This is a genomic window from Affinirhizobium straminoryzae (assembly GCF_007004135.1).
GTDB lineage: Bacteria > Pseudomonadota > Alphaproteobacteria > Rhizobiales > Rhizobiaceae > Neorhizobium > Neorhizobium straminoryzae.
Genome location: NZ_VJMG01000038.1, coordinates 21,131 through 43,362 on the forward strand (window position 1 = coordinate 21,131; position 22,232 = coordinate 43,362).

The 22,232-nt window shown below is 65.7% G+C and carries 15 protein-coding genes; 8 read left to right on the forward strand and 7 right to left on the reverse strand.

Annotated elements, in window-relative coordinates; all coding sequences use genetic code 11:
• Positions 1-143: 143 nt before the first annotated feature.
• Entirely contained in the window at positions 144-1,325 is a 1,182-nt protein-coding gene (locus tag FNA46_RS14330; protein WP_143125895.1) for a M20 aminoacylase family protein, read from the reverse strand.
• 187 nt (positions 1,326-1,512) lie between these two features.
• On the opposite strand from FNA46_RS14330, the gene FNA46_RS14335 reads away from it, so the two are divergent.
• Positions 1,513-1,743, forward strand: a complete 231-nt coding sequence (locus FNA46_RS14335; protein WP_143125896.1) for an AbrB/MazE/SpoVT family DNA-binding domain-containing protein — start codon at positions 1,513-1,515, stop codon at positions 1,741-1,743.
• A gap of 7 nt (positions 1,744-1,750) precedes the next feature.
• Here FNA46_RS14335 and FNA46_RS14340 read toward each other — a convergent pair whose 3' ends face one another.
• Positions 1,751-4,078 carry a mechanosensitive ion channel family protein gene (locus FNA46_RS14340; protein WP_143125897.1) on the reverse strand — a complete coding sequence of 776 codons (2,328 nt, stop codon included), beginning with the start codon at positions 4,076-4,078 and terminating at the stop codon, positions 1,751-1,753.
• A 137-nt stretch (positions 4,079-4,215) separates the two neighbouring features.
• Positions 4,216-5,160: a 2-hydroxyacid dehydrogenase gene (locus FNA46_RS14345; RefSeq protein WP_143125898.1), complete on the reverse strand. Its 945-nt coding sequence runs from the start codon at positions 5,158-5,160 to the stop codon at positions 4,216-4,218.
• A 313-nt stretch (positions 5,161-5,473) separates the two neighbouring features.
• Here FNA46_RS14345 and FNA46_RS14350 point away from each other — a divergent pair, with 313 nt between their 5' ends.
• Positions 5,474-6,328 (forward strand): D-amino-acid transaminase, encoded by an 855-nt coding sequence (locus FNA46_RS14350; protein WP_143125899.1) that lies wholly within the window; start codon positions 5,474-5,476, stop codon positions 6,326-6,328.
• 74 nt (positions 6,329-6,402) lie between these two features.
• Here the strand turns inward: FNA46_RS14350 and FNA46_RS14355 are convergent, their stop codons facing one another.
• Positions 6,403-6,885: a MarR family winged helix-turn-helix transcriptional regulator gene (locus FNA46_RS14355; protein WP_185969859.1), complete on the reverse strand. Its 483-nt coding sequence runs from the start codon at positions 6,883-6,885 to the stop codon at positions 6,403-6,405.
• Positions 6,886-7,081: 196 nt separating this feature from the next.
• On the opposite strand from FNA46_RS14355, the gene FNA46_RS14360 reads away from it, so the two are divergent.
• From FNA46_RS14360 to fhuB, 4 genes are all read left to right on the forward strand, one after another.
• Entirely contained in the window at positions 7,082-8,665 is a 1,584-nt protein-coding gene (locus tag FNA46_RS14360) for an AMP-binding protein (protein ID WP_244618077.1), read from the forward strand.
• Positions 8,666-8,805: 140 nt separating this feature from the next.
• Positions 8,806-9,639, forward strand: coding sequence for an ATP-binding cassette domain-containing protein (locus FNA46_RS14365; RefSeq protein ID WP_143125901.1), 834 nt, complete (start codon positions 8,806-8,808; stop codon positions 9,637-9,639).
• A gap of 13 nt (positions 9,640-9,652) precedes the next feature.
• Positions 9,653-10,552 carry an iron-siderophore ABC transporter substrate-binding protein gene (locus tag FNA46_RS14370; RefSeq protein WP_246103088.1) on the forward strand — a complete coding sequence of 300 codons (900 nt, stop codon included), beginning with the start codon at positions 9,653-9,655 and terminating at the stop codon, positions 10,550-10,552.
• On the forward strand, positions 10,549-12,705 hold the full coding sequence (gene fhuB, locus FNA46_RS14375) for a Fe(3+)-hydroxamate ABC transporter permease FhuB (RefSeq protein WP_143125903.1): 2,157 nt from the start codon (positions 10,549-10,551) through the stop codon (positions 12,703-12,705). Before FNA46_RS14370 ends, fhuB begins: the two co-directional genes overlap by 4 nt.
• Before the next feature lie 130 nt (positions 12,706-12,835).
• Here fhuB and FNA46_RS14380 read toward each other — a convergent pair whose 3' ends face one another.
• The 3 genes from FNA46_RS14380 to FNA46_RS14390 all read right to left on the reverse strand — a co-directional run bounded on the left by FNA46_RS14380 (position 12,836) and on the right by FNA46_RS14390 (position 19,034).
• Positions 12,836-15,070 (reverse strand): autotransporter outer membrane beta-barrel domain-containing protein, encoded by a 2,235-nt coding sequence (locus tag FNA46_RS14380; protein WP_185969860.1) that lies wholly within the window; start codon positions 15,068-15,070, stop codon positions 12,836-12,838.
• Positions 15,071-16,078: 1,008 nt separating this feature from the next.
• Entirely contained in the window at positions 16,079-16,882 is an 804-nt protein-coding gene (gene fhuF / locus FNA46_RS14385) for a siderophore-iron reductase FhuF (RefSeq protein WP_185969861.1), read from the reverse strand.
• 7 nt (positions 16,883-16,889) lie between these two features.
• Positions 16,890-19,034 carry a TonB-dependent siderophore receptor gene (locus FNA46_RS14390; RefSeq protein ID WP_143125906.1) on the reverse strand — a complete coding sequence of 715 codons (2,145 nt, stop codon included), beginning with the start codon at positions 19,032-19,034 and terminating at the stop codon, positions 16,890-16,892.
• Between the two features lie 546 nt (positions 19,035-19,580).
• Here FNA46_RS14390 and repA point away from each other — a divergent pair.
• On the forward strand, positions 19,581-20,837 hold the full coding sequence (gene repA / locus FNA46_RS14395) for a plasmid partitioning protein RepA (RefSeq protein WP_143125945.1): 1,257 nt from the start codon (positions 19,581-19,583) through the stop codon (positions 20,835-20,837).
• A gap of 44 nt (positions 20,838-20,881) precedes the next feature.
• The gene (gene repB / locus FNA46_RS14400) at positions 20,882-22,021 is read left to right on the forward strand and encodes a plasmid partitioning protein RepB (protein WP_143125907.1); all 1,140 of its coding nucleotides are present in this window, start codon (positions 20,882-20,884) and stop codon (positions 22,019-22,021) included.
• The last annotated feature ends 211 nt before the right edge of the window (positions 22,022-22,232 follow it).

A 22,232-nucleotide genomic window follows, 5' to 3' on the forward strand; every position in this document is an offset into this window, starting at 1 on the left:
CGGGCAACTCGGGAGGGCGGAGCAAGGTTCCGCAGGAGACGGGGATTGGGGGATGCGGGGTCGGGCCTCGCCTTGTGGGGAGAGGCCGGCGAGGAGACCTTTGCCCGCGCGCCGGGCAGGCTTTCGATCCGGGAGCGGAGGCGTCACTCCGTCAGGAAGCGTTCCGCCAGCCGCGCCCAGATGGCGGCACCGACGGGGATCGCCGCATCGTTGAAATCATAGCGCGGATTGTGCAGGAAGGCGGACGCCACCCCGTTGCCGAGCCGGAGGAAGGAGCCCGGCCTTTCCTCCAGCATATAGGCAAAGTCCTCGCTGCCGGGGATCATCGGGCAGAGGCTGACCTTGTCCGGCCCCAGCAGATCTTCCACCACGCTCTTGAGGAAGGCGGTTTCGGCTTCGGAATTGACGACCACCGGCGTGCCGCGCCCGTAATCGATCTCGACGCTTGCCCCATGGCCTTCGGCGACGGAGGTGGCAAGTGCGGTGATGCGCGCCTGCAGCCGGTCGCGCACGCCGGCATTGAAGGAGCGGATGCTGAGCGCCATCGTCGCGGTTTCCGGAATGACGTTCGCCGCCTCGCCGGCATGGATGGCGCCGACCGTCACCACGGCCGTCTCGGTCGGATCGATGCTGCGCGAGACGACCGATTGCAGCGCCACTACCAGCATGCAGGCGACATAGACCGGATCGACGGCGAGATGCGGGCGCGAGGCATGGCCGCCCTTGCCGGTGATCGTGATTCGCGCCGTGTCCGAGGCCGCCATGATCGGGCCGGGGCGCACCATCACGCGACCCTCTTCCAGGCCCGGATGGTTGTGCAGGCCGAACACGGCATCGCAGGGAAAGCGCTGGAACAGGCCGTCGGCGATCATCCGCTGTGCGCCGCTTTTCCCGCTCGCCTCTTCCGCCGGCTGGAAGATCACGGTCAACGTGCCGGAAAAGCGTCGCGTGCGGGCGAGATAGTCTGCGGCGGCCAGCAGCATGGTGGTGTGGCCGTCATGGCCGCAGGCATGCATGACGCCTGGCACCGTGCTCGCATGCGCCAGCCCCGTTTCCTCGGTGATCGGCAGCGCATCCATGTCGGCGCGGATGCCGATGGATTTTTTCCCCGTGCCGACCGTCAGCCGGCCGACGACGCCATGGCCGCCGACGCCGCGCGTCACGTCAAAGCCCCAGCCTTCCAGCTTCTCCGCCACGAAGCGCGCCGTCTCCGCCTCTTCGTGCGACAGTTCGGGATGCTGGTGCAGGTGGCGGCGGATCGCGGTGAATTCGGCATGCGTCTCCTCGAAATCGGAGAGACGGGCCAGCGTATTGTCGTGCAGCATGGGGGTATCCGGTTGTTCGGGCAAGCGGGAGCATGGGGTTGCTCGCAGGTGAAGCGGCCAGCATAGACCGAGTGTTCGGCGGAAAGAAAGGCATTGGCGGGTGTATCGTGCCATTCCGGCGCTCCCGGCCTCTCTTGCGAAGTCTGCCGCTGCCGATTACCTTGAGGGTGCTGAAAGGAGACCGCGCGTGACATCCACCGTGACGGCAAGGGGACAGGTGACCATTCCCAAGGAATTGCGCGACAGGCTGGGCCTGCAACCGGGCAGCCGCGTGGATGTTCGGGAAGGCCCGGACGGGGTATTGACGCTGACCCCGCTGGGAGCGCCCCAGTCTTCCATCGCGCCGAGATTTGCCCTGCTGCGCGGCCATGCCGGTCAGGGTCTCTCGACCGGCCAGATTCTTGCGATGACCCGCTGAAATCCCCTCACGCCTGATGGGCGGCGAGCGGCACGACGGTGGCGGCGGCGCCGCCATCGTGGATAGCGCCATCCGGGACGATACCGGTGCCGGAGCGCACCACCACGGCATTGGATGCAAGCGGCACGCCGGCCTCCTTGAAGGCGGCGAGCAGGCGCTTCATCGCCTCGCGCTTGATGATGCTGGGCTTGCCGGGACGCGCGGTGAACTTGAAGCGGATCACCATCGAGGTTTCGTTGACGTCGAAGATGCCCTGCATCTTCACCGGCACCAGGAAATCCTCGCCGAATTCGGGATGGGTCAGCAGCGACTGCCCCACCTTCTTGGCGGTCTTGCGGATCACCTCCACATCGGCGTCGCGGTCGAAGCGCAGGTTGAACTTCGTGGTGCCCCAGTCGCGGCTGTAATTGGTGACGGAATTGATCTGGCCGAAGGGGATGGTGTGGATCGGGCCGTTGTGGTGGCGAAGCCTCAGCGAGCGCAGCGAGATCTGTTCGACGGTGCCCATCAGCTTGCCGGTATCGATGTATTCGCCGATGCGGAATGCATCCTCGGCGAGGAAGAAGATGCCCGACACCACATCCTTCACCAGCGTCTGCGAGCCGAAGGAAAGCGCAAGGCCCAGCACGCCGAAGCCGGCGAGCAGCGGCGCGACATCGATGCCGGCCGAGGAGACGACGACAAGACCGGCGATCGCGATCACACCGCCGAGGATGAGGTTGCGCACGACAGGAAGAACCGTGGTCAGGCGGCTCGTCTCGCGCGGCTGGTCGTCCTCCGTGCCGGGCATGATGACGGCGGCGGTCGGCGCGATTGCCTCGAAATAGCGCATCAGGAAGGCGCACAGGCTCCAGCTGACGATGAGGGCAAGGCTGATCCGCTCCAGCCACAGCAGCCAGCCGGTCACCAGCGTCGAGGCGCCCATCATCAGGGGTTGCCACATGTCGACGATGAGGTGCAGCCCGGTCAGCCAGATCGCGCCGGCGAGCGGGGCTCTCAGGCTCCACAGGATGACCGAGGGCAGGCCGGGGCCGTAGGTACGCTCCCGCTTGCGGGCGAAATGGCCAAGCAGCGAGACGATCGCCATGTCTAGGATCGGGATCATGATGATCAGGAACTGGGTGATGCCGGCTGCCCGCGCCCAGACGGTGTTCTGCGAGGTGCCGGCGACGAGCAGGCCGGCCAGCCAGATCAGCACCGCCGAGACGATGTAGAAATCCGCGAGCGCGGTCCCGACCGCACGGCGGAACGGTGTGTCATCCTGTCCGGCGAAGACGCGGGCGATATCCTGCCGGCCGGCGATGAACCACCACAGCTTGAAGATGGTCAGCACCGTGCTGGAGAGAAACAGCCAGCTGTCCGCGGCGGTCGGCTCCAGCATGCGGATATCGGCCAGCCGCACGCTGTTGCCGATGAAGGCATTCAGCGTCCCGTAGATGGTCAGCATGGCGAAATGCCAGTGGGGCCGGTTGATCGGGATCAGTGGCCGGTATCCCTCGAGCGGCGGCCGGAAGGCCAGCCTGCCGATTGCCATGTAGATGAGGACGCCCGCGCCGCAGGAAATCAGCGCCATGCCGACCTGATGCGAAAACATGCCGCGCGTCAGAAGCTGGCGCAGCACCGCATGCGCGACCGACAGGTAGACGACGATGCCGGCCAGATCGAACAGCAGCAGCGTGATGCCCCGCCAGGCCGGCTTTGCCGGCACATGCGACAGAACCGCGACTGTCAGCAGCCGCCGCAACAGCAGCGCAAGGGCAAGCCCCACGCCCCCGGCCAGCAGTGCCGAAAGAAGCGCATCAGCCGGACCGTGATTGTCGCCCCGCAGCGTATGCCAGCTGGAGCGGAAGGCCGCGGGCAGGCCGGCAAGGCCGTCGATGGAGCGCTGCGAGCCCTGGGCGAGCGCGTTCCACACATCGGCGACCATCCACATGTCGTTCATTGCCACCACAGGCATGCCGGTATCCTCGGTCGAGACCCCCGAGGCGCCCGAGGATGCTGCGGGTGCGGTGGCCGGCGCATGGGCCTTGGCGGGCGCGGCAGCGGGGGGCGCCGGGGCGGTGGCCGAAGCGGCCGGACTTGCGGCCGGAATTGCAGGCGGCAGCGCGGCGCCCGGGGCGGCACCGGTGGCAAATTCCACCTGCACGGGCCGGCCGCCCGCCGCCTTCATTGCGGCGGCGATATCCGCTTCGCTCTGTCCGGGCTGCAGGCGGATGATCACCGGCGTCTCGTCGGCCAGGGCTGGCTTGCCGGCCGTCGTCTCGAACAGAAGGGTGGCAAGGCAGAGTATCGCCGAAAGGCGGCAGAGGGCGAGGAGGAAACGCAATGGCGTCATCTGCTTGGGTTCCAAGGGCATGCGCCCGGCCATGATTGCGGCAGGAGGCGGCTACTGTGACGAACGCCGTCCCTGTCGTCTGGCGCGGATCATGCCTCACAAGCCGCGCGCTTGGCAACGGCGGGTTTCGCCTGGGATCAATAGCCGCGGCCGCGATCCACGGTGGCCGGCAGCGCCCCGTTGCGGCGCCAGCCGGCGATGTTGGCCGCAACGATCTTCGCGGCCGTCGCCGGCGTGGTCGGCGCGGAAATATGCGGCAGCACGGTCACCTTCGGATGCGACCAGAAGGGCGAGGCTTCCGGCAGCGGCTCCACCTCGAACACGTCGAGCACGGCATGGTCCAGGTGGCCGCTGTCGAGTGCGGCGATCAGGTCATCGGCCACCACAACGGCGCCGCGGGCGAAATTGATGAGCGAGGCTCCCTCTGGCATGCGCGCCAGCCGCTCTGCATTCAGCAGGCCGCGCGTTTCGGCGGTCAGCGGCAGCAGGCAGACCACGGTGTCGCTGGCCGCGAGAAGCGTGTCGAGGCCCGCTTCGCCATGATGGGTGGTGATGTCGGGCAGGTCCTTCGGCGTGCGGCTCCAGCCTTCGACGCGAAAGCCCGCCTCGATGAGGCGGGCCGCGCTCAGGCTGCCAAGCGCGCCAAGACCCAGCAGCCCGACGGAGACTTCCGCCGGATGGCGATAGTCGCGCTGGATCCAGCGGCGCTCGCTCTGGGCCTTGCGATAGGCAGGCATGTCGCGCTGCAGGTAGAAGGTCCAGGCCAGCACCGCCTCGGCCATCACCCGCGACAGTTCCGGATCGACGAGGCGCACGATGGGCGGCGCGGTGACGCCGAGTTCCATCACCAGCCGCTCGACGCCGGCCCACAGGCTGTGGATGAAGGAAAGGCCGGGCAGCGCCGCGACATCGGCCGGGTCCGGATTGGCGACGATGGCGATTTCGGCCAGCCGCCGTTCCTCCGGCATCAGCTCGCGGAACGGCAGGATGCGCTCCTCCGGCATGGTTCGCCGCAACACCTCCAGCCAGTCCTGTTCTTCTTCGGGCGAGAGGCGGGTGACGAAGGCAATCGGCGGCAGCATGGCCAGAATCTCCGGTATGGGCTTGTGCGCCTTGTGCGTCCGCTCCGTTGAGGCGTCAAGCCGAAAGCGAGCGGGCAGCAGGGCTGGCCATCGGCTTTCCCTTGGCTCCGCAGGCAGGTGGAACAGACCCGACGGATCGGGCGCAGGTGCCCGAGCTTGTAAGGGGAGACGCACGAAAATGCGACCACCCGCCGGTTGCTTCGCCAGATCCGCAGCCGGTACCGGCCTTGCTTGCGATCGACATCCCGTTTGACGGATGCGCCGGGCGGGACCATAACCCGATCCGACGCAAAGATTCGGCTGGAGGCGCAGCATGTCCCGCATTGTCCATCTCAACGGCGCATGGGTCGCGGAAGCCGAGGCGAAAGTCTCCGTCTTCGACCGCGGCTTCCTGTTTGCCGATGCGATTTACGAGGTGACGGCGGTGATCGGCGGCAAACTGATCGATTATGCCGGCCACGTGGCGCGGCTGAAGCGCTCGCTCGATGCGCTCGGCATCCCCGCGCCGGTATCCGACGAGACGCTTCTGTCGCTGCATCGCGAGATCATGGCCCGTAACGATCTGACCGAAGGGCTGATCTACCTGCAGATTTCGCGCGGGGCGGAAGACCGCGATTTCCTGTTCTCTTCCGATCTCGCGCCGACCTTCGTGATGTTCACGCAGAAGAAGCCGGTGCTCGGCAATCCGAAATGGGAGAGCGGCATTTCCGTCATCACCTGGCCGGAAGGACGCTGGGTGAACCGCCAGATCAAGACGGTACAGCTTCTCTATTCCTCGCTGGCCAAGATGGAAGCGAAGAAGGCCGGCGCCGACGACGTGTTTCTGGTGGAGGACGGGCTGGTGACGGAGGCAAGCTCGGCCAATGCCCATATCGTCACCGCCGGGGGCGTGCTGGTGACGCGTCCGCTCTCCAACGCGCTGCTGCACGGCATCACGCGCGGCTCGGTGCTGGATCTCGCCGCCCGCGCCGGCCTCGCCGTCGAGGAACGCGCCTTCTCGCCCGAGGAGGCGAAAGGGGCGGCGGAGGCCTTCATCACCTCGGCCTCCGCCTTCGTGATGCCGGTCGTTGCAATCGACGGCAAGCCGGTGGGCGATGGCCGTCCGGGGCCGGTGTCGAGGCGGTTGCGCGAGATCTATATCGAGGATCGGCTCGCCTCGGCGATCTGAATTTTTGCCGGAGCCACAGTCGCGATTGCCCACAGATCTCCACAGCCTTGGGGGAGGGGCCGCATTCTATCTCTCTAAGTCCCGCCCCCGCGCTCGTAGAGCCGGCGCAGCAGGCGGATCAGTTCCTCCCGTTCGTGCTCCGATATCACCGAGAGAAAGCGTTCCTCGTGCCGGTCGATGATGCCGTGCACGGTGTTCAGCGTTTCTTCGCCGAGCGCCGAAAGGCGGATTTCCTGCCGGCGGCGGTCTATTTCGGAGGCGCGGCGTTCGATGAGGTCCCGGCCGAGCAGCCGCTTGACCATGCCCATCATGGTGGCGCGGTCCATGGAGAGCGCATTGGCGATCTCCACCTGCGAAGCGCCGGGATTGGTGGCGATCAGTTCCAGCGCGGCCAGCTGCTTCTGCGTCAGGTCGAAATCGCTCATGGCTGCCACGAAATCGCGGTAGAGCGCCAGATGCGCCATGCGCAGATGATACCCCACCAGCTTCTTCAGCCAGGTGCGCTCCAGCCCGTCGCCGTCCGCTGCCGTGTCCGGGGGGAACCCCTTTCCATCCATCGAATCGTCCCTGATCTCTCTTTGCCTATCAGGCATGCCGGAGGCGGCCATGGCAAGACCGGCGGCAAAGTGCCTGCCGACGTGCTTAATACGCAAACCGTCGATGTCAGAAGCGCTCTTGCCAAATGACAGGCAAAATCGTATGCATTGCATACTAATTGGTCGTGGGGGCGATCAGCAGGAGGAGGCCTTGAGGATGCATGCAACTGAAGTGGATATGGCCGGCTTTGCGCTCGGCAATTCCTTTACGCTGGTGGCCGAGGATCCGGTGGGATACCGGGCCCGCGTCTCGCCCGGCCACATCGCCACCCGTCTGCTGAACGACGGCGCGACGCTGACCTATGCGCAACTCGACGACCGCATCGCCCGCTGTGCCGCCTTTCTCTACGCTGCCTTCCAGGCGCGCGGCGAAGGGTTTCGCGTGGCAGGGCTCGGGCGCAACAGTGTCGATCTTCTGGTGCTGGCCTTTGCCTGCCAGCGCATCCGTGCGATCTTCGTGCCGTTGAACTGGCGGCTCGGCGTGGCGGAACTCGCCGGCATCGTCGCCGATTGCGCGCCGGAACTGGTGGTCTACGAGGCGGAATTCCAGGCCGCCGCAGAGACGCTGCGCGAGGGCCGTCCCGGCCTTTCGATCATGCCCTATGCCGGCGCGCCGGAAAGTCTCGATCAGGCGCTGGCCGACACCGCGCCGATGCAGCGCCTGAAGGGCGACCCGGACAAGCCGGCGATCCTCCTCTACACCTCCGGCACCACGGGTGCGCCGAAGGGCGTGATCCTGACGCGGCGCAACCTCTTCTATTCGGCGGTCAACTTCTCCTTCGTCGGCGAGGTGGTGCCGGGTTCCGTGACCTTCTGCGACCTGCCCTTCTTCCACACCATCGGCCTTGTGGCGATTGCCCGCACCACGCTGATGATGGGGGGCACACTGGTGATTGCCGACCGCTTCGTGCCGGAACGGACCATCAACTGCCTCAATGACGATTCGATCGGCGTGACGCATTATTTCGCCGTGCCGCAGATGGCGACCATCCTGCGCGACCAGCCGGGCTATTCGCCGGAGCGGATGGCACGGCTGAAGGCGATCTTCATCGGTGGCGCGCCGCTGCCGCCGCCTTTGGTCGATGCCTATCTCAAGGATGGTGTGGCGCTGGTCAACGGCTACGGCATGAGCGAGGCGGGCACGGTGATGCACATGCCGCTCGACGAGACCGAGATCGCCCGTCGCCACGGCAGCGTCGGCTTCCCGGCCCCGCTGATCGAGGTGCGCATCTGCGACGAGGCCGGGCACGATTGCGAGACGGGCGCCGTCGGCGAATTGTGGATCCGCGGCCCCTCCGTCTCGCCGGGCTACTGGCAGAAGCCGGAGCAGACCGCCGCCGCCTTCGTGGACGGCTGGTTCCGCACCGGCGACATGGTGCGCTGCGACGAGGACGGTTTCCACGTGATCGCCGACCGGCTGAAGGACATGTACATTTCCGGCGGCGAGAATGTCTATCCGGCCGAGGTGGAAGCGGCGATCCTCAGCCATCCGGCTGTGGCCGAAGTTGCCGTGATCGGCGTGGCCGATGCCCGCTGGGGCGAGGTGGGGGTGGCCTTCATCGTGCGGCGCCCGGATGCCGTGCTGGATGCCGAGACGATCAAGGCCCATTGCGGCGAACGGCTGGCCGCCTACAAGCGCCCGACCCACGTGATCTTCATGGATGCGATCCCCCGCAATGCCGGCGGCAAGCCGCTGAAGCCCGTGTTGCGTGCCGATTGGGCTGCCCGCTCTGCCGCCTGACACGGTGTCGGTTTTGCGCAGGAAGGAACGCCGTCTTTCTGCGAGAAGCCTGCATTAATACTTGATGGATGCATTCATATTTAGTAGTCCCCCATGCCGGAGGGTCCGTGCCGGATCCGGTCAGATGGTGGGAGATGGAGATGAATGCGTCCGCAACACCCGGCCTTGCTGTTGCAACGGCAGCCACCGGTGATCGTGACCGGCCGGCGCTCGGCGCCGAGGGGCTTTCCTTCTCCGTCGATGGGCGCGATCTGCTGAAGGATGTGACGATCCGCTTCCGGCCCGGCGAAATGGCGGGGTTGGTGGGCCATAATGGCTCCGGCAAGTCGACGCTGCTCAAACTTCTCGCCCGCCAGCAATTGCCGAGTCGTGGCCTCGTGCGCTATGGCGGGCAGCCGGTCACCGCACTCGGCGCCCAGGATTTTGCCCGCAGGATCGCCTATCTGCCGCAGGACGTGACGGCCGCCCATGCCATGACGGTGCGTGAACTGGTGGCCTGCGGCCGCTATCCCTGGCATGGCGCGCTCGGTCGCTTCTCGGCGCTCGACCGGCAGAAGGTGGAGGAGGCCCTGGCGCTGACCCATCTGGAGCCGATGGCCGACCGGCTGGTCGATACCCTGTCCGGCGGCGAGCGCCAGCGCGCCTGGATCGCCATGCTGATGGCGCAGGATACCGAATGCCTGCTGCTCGACGAGCCGACCTCCGCGCTCGACATCGCTCACCAGATGGAGGTGCTGGCGCTTGTGCGCCGCCTGTCGCGCGAGAAGGGCCTGAGCGTCGTCGTCGTGCTGCACGACATCAACATGGCCGGCCGTTTCTGTGACCGGCTCTATGCGCTGAAGGCCGGCGAACTGATCGCCGAAGGCCGCCCGGACGAGATGATGACACCGGAGACGCTGCGGCACATCTACGGCATCGCCATGAATGTCACCCGCCATCCGGGGCTCGACATCCCGCTCGCCTATGTCTGCTGAGCCGATGCCCCGGATGTTCGCTCGGCGCGATGCGCTGCGGCTGGCTGCCGGCGCGCTGGTCGGCCCGCTGCTGGTCGGCCCCGGCTATGCCGATGCATTGAAGGCCGGCGGGCCGACGCGCATCGCCAGCCTCGATTACGGCCTTGCCTCCACGCTGCTGTCGCTCGGCCTGACGCCGGTTGCCATCGCCGCCCGCGACGACTGGGACAAATGGGTGGTGGAGCCGCCGCTGCCGGCCGGCATTGCCGATCTCGGCGCCTCCTGGGAAATCAATTTCGAGGTGCTGACCAGCCTGAAGCCGGACCTGATCCTCACCACGCCCTACAATGCGGCGCTGACGCCGCGGCTCGAAGCTGTCGCGCCGACGCTGAGCCTCGGCGTCTATACCGCCGATGGCGGCGATGTGCTGCCGAAGGCGGTGGCGGCGACCAGGGGGCTGGCGGAAGGTGTCGGCCGCGTGGCGGAGGGCGAGGCGCTGATTGCCCGCACGGAGGCCTTTTTCGATGCCTGCCGGGCGCGGCTGGCGCGGGTTGCGCCGCCGCCGCTGGCGCTGATCAATTTCCTCGATGCCCGCCATGCGCGGATCTATACCGCGCCCGGGCTCTATCACAATGTGCTGGAGCGGCTCGGCCTCACCAATGCCTGGGCGAAGCCCGGCAATTTCTGGGGCTTCGAGACCATCGGCATCGAACGCCTGGCGGAGATCGGCGACGAACGCGCCCGGCTGATCGCCTTCGAACCGGTGCCGGCGGATGTGCTGCCGAAGCTTGCGCTAAGCCCGCTCTGGCAGGCGCTGCCGCTTGCCCGGCCCGGCCATTTTTCCGTGCTGCCGGGCTCGCTGATGTTCGGCATGCTGAACGATGCCGTGCGCTTTGCCCGCATCCTCACCGACCATCTGGAGCAGACGGCATGACGAAACGCCCGGGCACGTCACAGGCGATCAGCCCCGCCCCCGGCGGGATCGGCGCGGCAGGACCGCGCGCAACGGCGGTCGGGGACGCCGCTGCCGGAGAGGTCTCCTTGTCCGGGGCGGCGGAACGTCCCGCCGTGACCGGTTCGGCGCGGGCCGTTTTCCCGCAGGCGATTCGCGCCCATGCCGGGCCGGCGGCGGTGGTTGCAGCGCTGATGGGCCTTGCGCTGCTGCTCGCCTTCCGGCAGGCGGCCCCCATCCTGGCCGCGCCGCAGCCGGCGCCGGATGCGGCGTCTGCCATGGCCGCCACGCTGTTCTTCTTCTCCACCCTGCCGCGCATGGCAACGGCACTGCTGGCCGGCGCGTGCCTGGCGCTCTCCGGCGCGCTGTTCCAGCTGGTGCTGCGCAATCCGCTGGCGTCGCCCACCACGCTCGGCATTTCGGCCGGTGCCAATCTGGCGCTGGTGGCGGCCATGCTGTTCATGCCGGGCCTGCTCGGTTTCGGGCGGGATCTGGTGGCGCTGACGGGCAGCCTGCTGGCGGCCGGTCTCGTCTTCCTGATGGGGGCGCGGCACCAGTTCTCGCCCTTCTCGCTCGTGATGTCCGGCCTCGTCGTCAGCCTGTGGTGCGGGGCGCTGGCCGCCGTGCTGACGCTGCTGAACGACCGCTATCTCGAAAGCCTGTTCATCTGGGGCGCCGGCTCGCTCTCGCAGCAGAGCTGGACCATTCCGCTGTCGCTTTTGCCGAAACTGGCGCTGGCCGGTCTTCTGGTCGTGCTGCTGCTGCGCCCGCTCTTCCTCAACGAGCTGGGAGAGGCCGGCGCAAAGGCGCTTGGCCTTCGCATGGCGGAGCTCAGGCTCGCGGCGATTGTGATTGCCGTGGCGCTTGCCGCCTTCGTGACGAGCGCCGTCGGCGTGATCGGTTTCATCGGGCTTGTGGCGCCGACCATTGCCCGGCTGGCCGGCACGCGGCGTCCCGGTGCCCAGCTGTTCTGGTCGACGCTGATCGGGGCGGGGCTGCTCTTTCTCACCGATACGGCGCTGATGGCGCTGGCCGGGCAGGTTGCCGATTTCCTGCCGACCGGCGCGGTGACGGCGATTTTCGGCTCGCCGCTGCTACTGATCCTGCTGCCGAGGCTCAAGACTCGTCACCGGGTGATGCAGGCGCCGGCGGCCGGGCGGCGGGTCGCGGCCGTTTTTGCCGGCAGCCGCGGCGGTGCCGCGCTGCGGGTGATCCTGCCCGTGGCCATGCTGGTGCTGCTGCTGGCCGTTTTCTTCGGCCGCAGCCCGGACATGAGTTTCCGCCTGATGCCGCCGGCGCTGTTCGGCGATCTTGTTGCGCTGCGCCTGCCGCGCATCCTGGCCGCCTTTGCCGCCGGCATGATGCTGGCGGCGGCCGGCAGCATTCTGCAGCGGCTGACCGGCAACGAAATGGCAAGCCCGGAAGTGCTGGGCATCAGCGCCGGCGCAACGCTCGGTGTGGCGGTTGCCGTTTTTGTCATTGCCGCCCCCGGCCTGTTCACCCAGCTCGGCTTTTCCGCGCTCGGCGCCTTGGCTGTGCTGGCCATCATCGTGCTGACCGCCTCCCGCTCCGGCCTTCAGCCGGAACGCGTGCTGCTGGCCGGCATTGCGCTCGGTGCCATGGTGGATGCGGTGGTGGGCGTGATCGGCGCAACCGGCGATCCGCGCGCCATCTTCCTGCTGCGCTGGATGAGCGGTTCCACCTATGGCGTGACGCTGGAGGGGGCGATGCTGGCCGGGCTCGCCGCCGCGCTGCTGCTGAGCCTGACTGCGCTTTGCCGCCGCTGGCTGGACCTTCTGCCGCTCGGCGCTTCGGCCGCAAGCGCCATCGGCGTGCCGCTGCGCCCGGCAAGGCTTGTCCTGATGGGGCTTGCCGGGCTCTTGAGCGCGGCCGCGACCACGAGCGTCGGCCCCTTGAGCTTCGTCGGCCTGATGGCGCCGCATCTCGCCCGCCAGCTCGGCTTCACCCGCGCCGCGCCGCAGCTTCTCGCCGCCTGCCTGTTCGGCGGCCTGCTGATGGTTGCCGCCGACTGGATCGGCCGCAGCGCCGTCTACCCCTACGAAATCCCCGCCGGCCTCGTCTCCGCGCTGATCGGCGCGCCGTTTTTGATCGTGCTGATGCGACGGGGGCGGTGAGGGGATAGGCGCATTCGGGACGCGCCCGACCCGTTCAGCGGCCGGTGAAAACAGGCGGCGGACGAGACGGGAGCCCCTGCATCATCCGCCCTTCATCACTCGCAGACGACTGCCCGTCCGGTGGCCGGGGTCAAAAATTGACGGTGAGCCCGACCTTGACGGCATTGTCGTGCGCCCCTCCGGCGAAGCGGCCGCTATAGTTTGCGGAAAGCACTGCGTTCGGACCGAGGTGATAGTCGAGCCCGGCGCGGATCAGTCCGCTGTTGCGGGCCAGCGGCACGCCGGCCACCGCAAAATCCTGGGACCCGGAGGCAAACCGCGCCGTGGAGACCGGGGTCACGTCATCGAAGGCATGCTGCCAGGCGAGGCTGAGGCTGGGGCTGATCGTGACCCCCGATGCCAGCGTTACCTGGCTGCCAAGCCGCACGCCGATGCTGGAAAACAGCGTGTCCATGTCCTGCGTGCTGACCGAGAGCGCGGATGTCGATCCGGTTTCCGTCAGGTCACGGGTGGCAAGATGGACATAGGCAAGGCCCGCAAAGGGCTCCAGCGTCATGTCGTCCATGTGGACCGTGTAGCCTGCCTCACCAAACACCTGCGTCGTTGCGGCGTCATAACCCGCGCTGTTGACACCGCTATAGCCATCGAATGCCACGGCGCGGCGCATGTCGGCATCGTGCCATGTATAGCTGATGCCGGTTTTCAGGTTGAGGTCGCCATAGCGCGCGCCGGCATAGGCGCCGATGTCGTAATTGTCGCTCGTGCCGGAACTGCTGCGGCCGTCAACATCGAAGGTGGTTCGGCTGTATCCGGCCACCAGGCCGGCGCGCCAGGTGTCATCAAGTGCCACATCCAGGCCGCCGAAGAGGCCACCGATGGTGCTGGCTGTGCTTGCCGCATTGCCATTGCCCGAGGCATTGGCCCAGGCACCGAACCCTTGCATCCACAGCGTTGGCGCAAGCTCCGGCGAGAGCGCCGCGGTGGCGGGGCCGGAGGCAGCACTTTCCGGGGTCAGCGCCTGTGCGAGCCGTGCATTCACCGCATCGCGCAGATAGCTCGACTGCTGCAGCATCACGCCGCTGGCGGAGGCATAGGCTTCGCCCGACAGGCTGTCGAAGGCGGCCGGTGCCGCACCGGTGGCAAGGTTGGCAAGGGCATAATAGACGGGATTGCTCCAGCCCAGCGGATCGGCGGCGCCCGCCAGCGCGCGCTGGTTGGCGGTCTCGGCCTGGCTGGCGAAGCTGATGTCGTTGCGGAACAGCGTCAGGTAGACGTCGTTGGCGTCATAGCTGAGCTGCGGCGTCAGGAAGGCGAGGTTGGAGGTGACATCGGAGAAGGTGCCGGTGACGCCGCCGTTCGCCTGAAGGATCGTGACCCTCGTCATCGGATTGTAGCTGCCGGGACTTGCATTCACTGCCACCGTTCCGCCGAGGATGCTGGCGGTGCCCGTGGCGGTGATCAGGTCGTGCGCACCGGCGGCGGTCACATCGACATCATAGGTGGAGCCCGCCAGGAAGGTGACATTGCCGGCAACCGTCAGCGTGCCCGGTGAATAGCCGGGGGCGGCGGTGCCGCCGGAGGCCACCGTCAGCCCGCCGATGGTTCCACTGCCGCCGATCCGGCCGCCGCTTTCGATGGTATAGGCAGAGCCGGATACGGCCCCCGACGAGAGCACGAAGTCGGAATCCGAAACGGTGATCTCGCCATCATAGCCGCTCGCACCGGTGAAGTTGACCGTGGAGCCGCCGACGATGATGACGGCGCCCGAGCCGGTGATGGTGCCCGGAAAATCATAGGTTCCGGCGCGATCGAAAACGAGGGTGGCATTGTTCACGACATCGCCGACAATCGAACCGGTTGTGCCGCCGTCGCCGATCTGCAGCGTGCCCTCCGAGATGGTGGTGCCGCCCGTATAGGTGCTGTCGCCCGTCAGGATGAGGGTGCCGGTGCCGGTCTTGGTGAGCGAGCCGGTGCCGGAAATGGTGCCCGCATAGGTAAGGGTATCGGACCGGTCGACGACCAGCTGGCCATTGTTGACGATGTCGCCGAGAACCGACCCGCTGGTGCCGCCATTGCCGAGTTGCAGCGTGGCGCCGCCGTTTATCGTCGTGCCGCCGGTATATTTCTGGTCCTTCACGAAGACGATCGTGCCGTTGCCATTGCCCGGATCGGAGGAATTCTTGATGATGACGCTGCCGGGCACGCTGGAATCGGTCAGAACGCCGGGGAGGGTGAGGGAACCTGCAAACCCTGTTCCGCCATCGGAGAAATTATAGTTCAGCGTGAAACCTTCGCCGATCTGGGCGACGCTTTCCATGGTCAGGCCAGTTGCCTTGCCGGTCACCGTCACGCTGTCGGTTCTCAAGGCAAAGCTCAGGCTGTTCGCTCCCGGGCCGGTCAAGCTGTTTGTTGTCTCAGTGCCAGAGACCGTCAGCTTTGCGGCTTCGCCGCTGTCCGATGTTCCGTAGAGTTCGAACGAATACTTATTTGATTGCGGGGAAACGAGGACTTTCCCGAGATGATCGAAGGTATAGGTTGACGTGCCTGCCTTTCCGTCCGCGTCTATCGAGGGAACAGTCAGGATATAGGTCACCGGCGATACGGTTTTCCCGTCAGGATCTGTCAGTCCCTGCTGACTGGCCGGCGCAAGCACGCTGGTCGGGCCGCTCAGAAAACTGGTTCCAGACGCCTGATATGTCTCACCCTGAAATGATGTGTACAGGTTGGATTGCGAAAAACCGCCCATAGAGGTGCCGTTTTGGGCAATGGAGCCTCTGGCGACAAATCCAAATGTATCCAAGGTGGTATCCGCAAAAGCGGTCGAGGCGGTGAGAGCCGTGCTTGCGATCAAAATAAATCCGAATAGCTTTCTGTCTTTGTGAATATAGGTCATGGTGTCTACGGAAGCCTTCATTTTCAAGGAAGGTTTTTTATGATTAATATTTTCTAATATGCGACCACATCAATTAAATTTAATATTTTCATTATTTAATTTCAATATCGATAATACGTTGAGTTTTTTGGGGGTTGCTATCTATCTGTAGATGTATGATATTCGAATTATGAAATAGTCTCGGACCGAGATGTAAGCGTTTGCTCTTCTTCGAGAGGAGGATTCTTTTAAGAGCATCGACGACCCCAGTGCTCGTCTTAATGTCCAGCGACAGCAATTTTGGCGAAAGCGGCCCGATCTTGCTGGAATTGCGTCACAACAAAAGTCAGAGAGCTGCTTCGCAACTCCCACCTTCGCTGGAATGGTTGTGCCGGCAGCCTAGGCCAACGCGGATTGTTTTATGCTGGATTCTGATAAGAGGGCAGGACGACGGCCTTGCGCCTGAGGTCCGGCCTCAATTCCGAGCCCCCAAAGAAAGCCTCACAGCCCGCAGCGTCCTTCCTTGACCGGGCAGATTGCGCCGCATCCGCCAATGGTGGGGATGGCGTAGCGCAGGCAGCAGATGCGGCGGTGGCCGGCATAGGCGCCGGTCTCGTCCAATTCCACGCGGATTAGGCGGGCAAGCGGGTTTTTCCAGCCGTCCGGCCAGGTCGGGCTTTCGGTCAGCAGGCGGCCTTCGGCGGCAAGGGTTTCGCCGGCGTGGCGGCCGGCCTCGTACGCGGCCCAGCTGAGATAGGCCGAGGCGTTGTTCCACAGCGTCTTGCGGCCAAGGCCGGTGTGGCGGGCGATGGCGGCAAACAGCGGGTCGAGATTGTCGCGAATGGCGGGCGCAAGGCCGGCAAACACGTCTGCGGTCTCATCCACGTGGCCGAGATGGGGCAGCAGGAAGCCGCGCGGGCCGCCGCTTTGCCGGTCCATAAGCAGGCTTGCCTCGCCAAGCGAAAGCGGCAGGATGCGCCGCAGTTCCAGGAAGGCGAGCGAGGCGCCGATCATCAGGCTGCTTGCATAATAGAGCGACCAGAGCGAGGCGATGGCCCGCCGGTCGGTCCCGGCGGGCAGGGGGCTTGCAAAACGGTCGAGCAGGCGGTCCAGCGTGGCAGGTTCCGTCAGCTCGACGAGCGGCAGGCTCTCGCAATCTTCCGGCACCACCGTCAGGTGGCTGCCGCGGCAGAATGCGGCATAGCGGTCGCCGGTCCGGGCGATCAGCAGATCGCCAAGATCCTGAACGGGCATGTGCGGCGCCGCATCGGGTTGCGCCGCAGGCGCTGTCTCGCAGAGGTCCATGCCCCTCCTACCAGGTGTACTTGACGCTGGCGAGCACGCTGCGGCGATCGCCGAAATAGCAGCTGCCGTAATAGCAGGTGGTGACATACTCCTTATCGAACAGGTTCTTTGCTGTCACCTGTAAGTTGAGATTATCAGTCACCTTATAAAGGGCCGAGAGATCGAAGAGCGCGTAATCGGCCACTTTCACGGTGTTTTCGCGGTCGCCATAGCTTGCGCCGACATAGCGCACGCCGCCGCCAAGCGTGATGTCACCGCGCACGCCATTGCCCGGCAGGGTGTAGGATGCCCAGGCGGAGGCGATGTGCCTGGGCACCCGCTCCGGCCGGTTGCCGATCAGAGCGGCATTGTCGTCGCCGGTGATTTCGGCATCCCAGTAGGAATAGGCAAGCGTCATGTTCCAGCGCTCGGACAGCTCGAACTTGCCCTCCAGCTCGATGCCGCGCACCGTCACTTCGCCGGTCTGGCGCGTCTCGGTGGGTGAGATCGTGGTCGGCACATTGGTCTGGCTCAGATCGAAGACGGCGAGCGAGAACAGGCCGTTGAACCCTTCCGGCTGGTATTTCACGCCGAATTCCACCTGCTCGCCCTCCTGCGGCTTCAGGCTGGCGCTGGTGCCGTAATTGACCGTCGGCGCGACCAGCGGCTGGAAGGAGGTGGAATAATTGGCATAGGCCGAAAGCGCCGGCGTCGCCTTGTAGGTGAGCCCGATGCGCTTGGTGAAGGCGTTTTCCGTGGTGTCGTCGGCGGTGCCGGTCAGCAGGTAGTCGGCGCGGGTGTTGACATGGTCATAGCGCCCGCCGAGCGTCAGGATCCAGCGGTCGTCCAGCGTCAGCTCTTCCTGCGCATAGAGGCCGAGCGCCTTCTGCTTCACCTTCCAGTCCACGTAAGGGCCGAGCGTGATGCAGGAGAGGCCGCAATAGACGGGGTTGAAGATGTCGATGCCGCCGGCCGTGCCCATCAGGATGTTTTCATGCGTCTTGTCATAGGCATAGTCGAGGCCGACCAGCGTCTTGCTGTCCACGCGGTCAAGGCTCGCATCATATTGCAGCTGGTTGTCGATGACGAAGCGGTCGGCCACGCCATCCACGGTGAAGGCGGTGCGGTCGGCGGTCGGATCGGTGGAGGCGCCGTAGACATCTCCATAGTTCAGGCTGATATGCGTGTAGCGCGCCGACTGGCGGAAGGTCAGCCCGTTGTCGAAGTCATGGCTGAACTGATAGCCGATATCCTTCTGGATGGTGTTGAAGCGGTTGAGTTCCGGCTCTCCGAGAAAGCTTTTCGTGTCGATCGCGACCCCCATCGGAAAACCGCGGGACACGGAGGATTCACGCTTGCTGTAATCGGCCAGCAGCGTCAGCGACGTGCCGGCATCGGGGCTGATGGTCAGCGCCGGCGCGATATAGAGCCGGTCGTCATTGGAATAGGCGGTGCCCATGTCGGCATTCTGCCACTTGGCGGTCAGCCGGTAGCTGTAGACACCCTCGGCATCGAGGGGGCCTCCAAAATCCGTGCCGGTTTCCACATGGCCGTCGCCGAGCGTGGTGTAGACTTCCGCATGCGGCGCATCCTGCGGCCGCTTGGTGATGGCGTTGATCAGGCCGCCCGGCGCATTGAGGCCGAACAGGGTGGAGGTGGAGCCCTTCAGCACCTCGACCCGCTCCAGCCCGTAGGGTTCCAGCCGCTGCGCGGTGAACCAGGCGGGAATGCGCGCCGCCAGCCCGTCGCGATAGGTGCCGAGCGTGGTCTGGTCGAAGCCGCGGATGCGGAAATAGTCGTAACGGTCATCCGAGCCGAACTCGTCGACGAAGACGCCCGCCGTGTAGGCCAGGACCTCCTGCGTGTTGGTTGTGCCGCGTTCCTCGATTTCCTTCTGCGTGACGACGGAGACGGAGGCCGGCACATCGAGGATCGGCGTGTCGGTCTTGGTGGCGGTGCGGGCCTGCTTGGCCACCACCGACCCGTTGCCTTCCACAGAACCCGAGCCCTGAACGAGAACCGGATCCAGCACGGTTTCCTGCGCATGCGCGATGTTTCCGGCACCTGGCAGCGGGGCGGTCCCAAGCAGGGCCACGGCAGCAACGGAGGCACTCAGCAGGCGATGCCGCGTCCCTGTCCTTGCCCGTCCGGCTGGTGTTGAAACATGCTGCATCGCCTTCATCCTTTCGCTTGCGCCCGGGGCGTCACACCCGGCTTCCTCAGGATCACGCGCCCGTGATCGTCTTGCGGGCAGACCATAGAAAGAAGATGAAAAGAGTCAAGTTATAATGCCGGGGAAAAGCGCCGTCATAATTTCCTGATATCGGCAAAATCCCGGCGCGGCAGGGCCTTCCGGTTAACGGGCGTTAACCAAAAACTGCTTGACGCGACTCTGTGCATGTCGCAACGCTGTTACGGAATAAGGGCGAAACTGCCCTTGTCCAGCGTTAGAGCTTCCGGTCCCTGTTAGTATCGGAAGCGGGCGTATAAGATCGATCGAGAGAATCGGTCGCGTCCGCAGCGCTGAACGGTGGCATTGCGCAAAGCCTGCAGCACCGCGGCCGGCTTCGCAAGGCCGGTGATCAGGCCGTGCGGGGCGGCAAGGGTGGCGGTGATGGGGCAGCGGGTCTGATCTGCGCCCTGTCCCGCCCGGCAGGCAGACAAGGCCCGGCGGCTTTGACGGCAGCCGGAACGACAACGGAGAATAAGGATGGCGTCGATGACGCGCGGTCAGGCAAACAGCACATCGGCATCCGGCGCGGACACCCGCCTGCCGGCCGATCAGACCATTGCGGCCGATGCGCAGGCGCTGTCGGAGCAGTTGAAGGCCATGCGCGAGCGGCTGTTTCCGCCGGCCGCCAGCAAGACCCTGCGCGCCTTCTCCTCTGGCGAGGCCGCCAAGCTGATCGGCGTCTCCGATGGCTATCTGCGCCAGCTGTCCCTGGCGGGCGAGGGGCCGCAGCCGGAAACCGGGGCCGGCGGCCGCCGCTTCTATTCGCTGGCCGATATCCATGCGCTGCGTTCCTATCTGTCCGAACAGGCGCTCTCGAAGGGCAATCTCGCCAAGGCGCGCAGCTATCTGCCGCGCCGCGATGGCGCCCGTGGCGAGCATCTCCAGGTCATTTCCGTTACCAATTTCAAGGGCGGTTCCGGCAAGACCACGTCTGCCGTGCATCTGGCGCAGTATCTGGCGCTGACCGGCCACCGGGTGCTGGCGGTCGATCTCGATCCGCAGGCCTCGCTGTCGGCCCTGTTCGGTTACCAGCCGGAGCTGGACCTGACCGGCAACGACACGCTCTATGGCGCGATCCGCTATGACGAGGCCGCGCGCCCGCTCTCCGAGATCATCCGCCGGACCTATTTCCCGGGACTTGATCTGGTGCCCGGCAATATCGAGCTGCAGGAATTCGAGCACGAGACGCCGCAGGCGCTGGCGAGGCGTCAGAACGGCGTGGATTCCGGCCCGGTCTTCTTCGCCCGCATCCAGGCGGCGCTTGCCCAGGTGGAGGAACATTACGACGTCGTCGTGATCGATTGCCCGCCGCAGCTCGGCTATCTCACGCTGTCGGCGCTCTGTGCCTCCTCCTCGGTTCTCGTCACCGTGCATCCGCAGATGCTTGATGTCGCCTCGATGAACCAGTTCCTGTTCATGACCTCGGATCTGCTGGCGGTGGTGCGTGAGGCGGGCGGCACGCTGAACTTCGATTTCCTGCGTTATCTCGTCACCCGCTACGAACCGAATGACGGGCCGCAGGCGCAGATCGTCGGCTTCATGCGCTCGCTGTTCGGTGAGCGCGTGCTGACCTCGCCGATGCTGAAATCCACCGCCGTGTCCGATGCGGGCCTGACCAAGCAGACGCTGTACGAGGTGGGCCGCGAGAATTTTACCCGCGCCACCTATGACCGGGCGCTGGAGGCGATGAACGCGGTCAATGGCGAGATCGAAACCCTGATCCATGCGTCCTGGGGCTGGTGACCCGATGGCGCGTGACGACAGATGAGCAAGGAAAGGCAGGACGGATGGCAGGCAGCCGCAAGAACGAGTTGAAGGCCCTGTTCGGGGGAGGGCTGGCACCCGCTCCGGCCAAGGCGCCGGATGCGGATCAGCGCGCGACCGAGCCGAACGCTGCGCCGCAGCCAGGCTCTCCGGCGTCCTCGGCCCAGGGTGCCGCCGGCCCGTCGCCTGCGATGCCGTCGTCTGCCTCATCCGCCGCTCCGGCTCGCAGCGCCTCGGGCGCCGTGAAGGCCATGGGGCTGTCGCTCGGCTCGCTGTCGCGCGATGCCGAAGAGGTGCGGGCGCTGCGACAGGCGCTCAGCGATGGCGAGCGGGTGGTGTCCGTGCCGACGGAGCGCATCGAGGCCTCCTTCGTGGAGGACCGTCTGCGGATCGGCGATCAGGATGACGAGGATTTCGCTGCCCTGGTCGACAGCATGCGCGACAGCGGCCAGCAGGTGCCCGTGCTGCTTCGCCCGCATCCGACCCGGCCCGGCCACTACCAGACCGCCTATGGCCATCGCCGCATCCGCGCGGCTGCCCGCCTCGGCATCGAGGTCAAGGCGGTGGTGCGCGCCCTCAACGATGACGAACTGGTGCTGGCGCAGGGCAAGGAAAATGCCGAGCGTCGCAACCTTTCCTTCATCGAGCGCGCCGTCTTTGCCCGCAATCTCGCCGCTCGCGGTTTTGACCGCAAGGTGATCGGCGAGGCGCTGTCGGTGCAGAAAAGCGAGCTGTCGCGCCTGATGCAGGTGGTGGAGGCGGTGCCCGAACGCTTCATCCGGTTGATCGGCGCAGCACCCAAGGCGGGCCGCGATCGCTGGATGAAACTCGGCGAATTGCTGCAGCAGCCTGATTCGCTGGCGCGCGCCGCGGGGGAAGTCGAGAGCGATAATTTTTTGTCGGCGCCGAGCGATGAGCGGTTCCAGCTGCTGTTCGACCGGCTTTCCGCGCGGCTGAAAAACGCTCGGACAGCATCTGGCGAACAGTCTGCCGTGCGCACCCTGACGGATGGTCAAGGCACTGTTTTTGCTCGTCTTCGCCGGGATGGCAAGGCAGCGCGCATCGAGTTCTCGAGCGGGGTCGACGAGGCCTTTCTCGAGGAGGCGGCGGATTTTCTGGCTGCCCGCTACAGGGAATTCCTGGCGTCGAAAAAGGCCAAATGAACGGTCTGAGGCCGGGTGTGCGTCCCCGCGCGTAAAGGCGGATCTATAATCAGTGCCGGCCGGATGAACCGGCCCTGTGACGAAGCTGGAAAGGACGAAACGAGAGCAAGAAAAAAGGCCCCCAAAACGTTACCATTTCGGAAGCCCTCTTCAATGTAGCAATTTAAGAGAATCACTTCCGCGCGTCAAAGTCAAGAGTCGGCGGCCGATT